We start from the raw sequence: 3,109 nt of genomic DNA, 5'->3' as shown, positions 1-3,109 counted from the left end.
GTCGGCTTGTAGAAACCGGTCAGGCAGTTGAAGAAGGTCGTCTTGCCCGCGCCGTTCGGCCCGATGACGGCGGTGATCTTGCCGGCCGGCACGTCGAGCGACAGATCGTCGATCGCGGCCAAACCGCCGAAGCGCATGGTCAGGCGTTCGACGCTGAGGATCGGCGAAGTTGCGTTGTTTCCGTTCATGCCTTGCCTCCCTTCGCCGCATAGCGCAGCGTCGGCTCACGGTGCGAGAGGATGCCGCTCGGTTTCCAGACCATGATCAGGATCATCGCAGCGCCGAACAGCAGCATGCGGTACTCGGCAAAGTCGCGCCCGAGTTCGGGCAGCAGGACCAGCACCAGCGAGGCGAGGACAACGCCGAGCTGGCTGCCCATGCCGCCAAGGACGACGATGGCGAGGATGATCGCCGACTCGTTGAAGGTAAAGGATTCGGGCGAGATGAAGCCCTGGCGCGCGGCGAAGAAGACGCCGGCGAATCCGCCGAGCATGGCGCCGAGCGCAAAAGCCGAGAGTTTGACATTGCGCACGTTCATGCCCATCGCCTTGCAGGCGATCTCGTCCTCGCGCATCGCCTCCCAGGCACGGCCGACCGGCAGCTTGCGCAGGCGCTTGACGAAGAGATTGGTGAGCAAAGCCAGCGTCAGGATCAGGTAATACAGGAAGACGATGCGATGCGCCGGCGTGTACTCGAGTCCGAAGAACGAGGCGAAGGTCGGATCGTCGCCCGGCGGCTTGAACGGCAGCCCGAAGAACGATGGGCGCGGGATCGACGCGATGCCGTTCGGCCCGCCGGAGAAGTCGGTCCAGTTCACCAGGATGACGCGGATGATCTCGCCGAAGCCGAGCGTGACGATGGCGAGGTAGTCACCGCGCAAACGCAAGGTCGGCCAGCCGAGCAGGATGCCGAAGGTCGCCGCGACGCCGCCGGCGACCGGCAGCGCCTCCCAGAAGCCCCAACCGAACTGTGTCGACAGCAGCGCGTAGGCGTAGGCGCCGACCGCGTAGAAGGCGACGTAGCCGAGGTCGAGCAGGCCGGCGAGACCGACTACGACGTTCAGGCCCCAGCCGAGCATCACGTAGATGAGCACCGTCGTCGCCGTGTCGATCACGTAGCGATTGTCGGCGTAGAAAAAGGGCACGACGACCGAGATCCCGAGGGCGACCCAGCCGATGGCATTCAGCACCTTGTTGCCGCCGGTCAGCGAAGGCGCCTTGGCCCCGGCCGATTGCACCTTGGCGAGCTTGCGCCGCTTGAACCCGTCGAGCACGAAGCGCAGCACGAGCCGCCCGACGAAAACCGCAGCGAGGAAATAGCCGAGCACCGGCCAGCGCGTCGCCACCTGCAAGGCACCGCCTTGATCGACCGTCGTCAGACCGATCATCGGAATGCCCAGCAACAGCGCGATCACCGTGATGACGGCGGCGTCCTTCACACGCTCGGCCGGCGTCGGCGCGTCCGTGGCAAATACAAGACCAGACATCAGACTTTCTCCACTTCAGGACGACCGAGCAGACCGGACGGACGGAACATCAACACGAGAATCAGGATCGAGAAGGTCGCCACGTCCTTGTACTCGGCCGCCAGATAGGTCGACCAGAACGCCTCGATCAGGCCGATGATCAGGCCGCCGAGCATGGCGCCGGGCAGCGAACCGACGCCGCCGAGGACCGCCGCCGTGAAGGCCTTGATCCCGGCGACGAAGCCGATGTAGAAATCGACGACGCCGTAATACACCGTGACCATGACGCCGGCCACGGCGGCGAGCGAGGCGCCGAGCATGAAGGTCAGCGAGATCGTGCGGTCAACGTCGATGCCGAGCAGCGCCGTCATCGTGCGATCCTGCTCGCAGGCGCGCTGCTGGCGACCGAACGAGGTGCGCGTGATCAGCCAGGTGAAGCCGACCATCAACGCGACGGTGACGACGACGATCAGGATCTGCGAGTACGAAACGCGCGCGGTGAAGCCATTCATCGTCAGCAGGTCGATGCCGCCGACGACCATCGGCGGGATCGGCTTGACGCGCGCGCCCTGCGTCAGCTGGACCATGTTCTGCAGGAAGATCGACATGCCGATCGCCGAGATGAGCGGCGCCAGGCGGGTCGAACCACGCAACGGCCGGTACGCCGTGCGTTCGACCGCCCAGCCATAAACCGACGTGAACAGCACCGCGAAGAGCAGGACGACGCCGAGCGCCAGCGGGATCGAGCTGATGCCGAGCGCCGCGAGCAGCGTAAACGCGGTGACGGCGATGAAGGCGCTGACCATATAGATATCGCCGTGCGCGAAATTGATCATGCCGATGATCCCGTACACCATCGTGTAGCCGATGGCGATCAACCCATAGACGGCGCCGAGCGTCAGGCCGTTGATGAGTTGTTGAAGAACTAGAGCCATAGATTTCCTTCGATCGAAGCCTCGCTCACTGATGCGAGCTTCAATGACTGCCGACCCGGCGCGCCGGGCAAAAAACCCGAAATGTTAACGCTTCCCACGGCCGCGTTGTGGCGATTTTTGCTCGCGCGCATTGCATCTTCACCGTTCAAGCGTCGTCCTCGGAGAGCGACATCAGGTTGGCGTTGCCGCCCGCCGCCGTCACGTCGACCGACAGCGTGCGTTCGCAGGCGAAGCGGTAGAGATAGTGCGGCCCGCCGGCCTTCGGCCCGGTGCCCGACAAGCCTTCGCCGCCGAACGGCTGCACGCCGACGACGGCGCCGATGATGTTGCGGTTGACGTAGGTGTTGCCGACGCCCAGGCGGCGCGTAATGCGCGCGACCGTCTCGTCGATGCGGCTGTGGATGCCGAGCGTCAGGCCGTAGCCGGTCTCGGCGATGGCGTCGCACACCTTGTCCAAATCCTCGGCTTTCCAACGAATGACGTGCAGGATCGGCCCGAACACTTCGCGCTCCAGCCGGGCCAGCGAGTCGATCTCGTAGGCGCGCGGGGCGAAGAAGGTGCCCTTCGCCGCGAGTTCTTCGTCGAGGCTGCAGGTGTAGATCGGCGTCGCGAAGCTGTCGAGCCGGCGCGTGTGTTTTTCGAGCACCTTGAGCGCCGCCGCGTCGATGACCGGCCCGACGTCGGTTCTGAAATCGGCCGGGTCGCCGAT

General features: G+C 64.9%; 4 protein-coding genes. All 4 read right to left on the bottom strand.

Annotated elements, in window-relative coordinates; all coding sequences use genetic code 11:
- Nucleotides 1-188, bottom strand: a 188-nt coding sequence (locus tag KBA32_RS07870; RefSeq protein WP_294357221.1) for an ATP-binding cassette domain-containing protein, incomplete at its 3' end; no start/stop codon positions are given.
- Nucleotides 185-1,486 carry a high-affinity branched-chain amino acid ABC transporter permease LivM gene (livM, locus tag KBA32_RS07865; protein ID WP_294357219.1) on the bottom strand — a complete coding sequence of 434 codons (1,302 nt, stop codon included), beginning with the start codon at nt 1,484-1,486 and terminating at the stop codon, nt 185-187. The genes livM and KBA32_RS07870, both read right to left, overlap by 4 nt.
- Nucleotides 1,486-2,400 (bottom strand): branched-chain amino acid ABC transporter permease LivH, encoded by a 915-nt coding sequence (locus tag KBA32_RS07860; protein WP_294357217.1) that lies wholly within the window; start codon nt 2,398-2,400, stop codon nt 1,486-1,488. The genes livM and KBA32_RS07860 overlap by 1 nt, the downstream gene beginning before the upstream one ends.
- Nucleotides 2,401-2,545: 145 nt before the next feature.
- The coding region (locus KBA32_RS07855) for an aldehyde dehydrogenase family protein (RefSeq protein ID WP_294357215.1) at nt 2,546-3,109 on the bottom strand (564 nt) is incomplete at its 5' end.

It is taken from the genome of Propionivibrio sp., assembly GCF_017995515.1.
Taxonomy (GTDB): Bacteria; Pseudomonadota; Gammaproteobacteria; order Burkholderiales; family Rhodocyclaceae; genus Propionivibrio.
Note: the sequence above shows the minus strand (reverse complement) of the source record. Positions and strands in the feature narration are given on the sequence as shown.

Excerpts from the sequence above, each read along its gene's own strand:
- livM (WP_294357219.1), bottom strand. The coding sequence starts at position 1,486 with ATGTCTGGTCTTGTATTTGCCACGGACGCGCCGACGCCGGCCGAGCGT.
- KBA32_RS07860 (WP_294357217.1), bottom strand. The coding sequence starts at position 2,400 with ATGGCTCTAGTTCTTCAACAACTCATCAACGGCCTGACGCTCGGCGCC.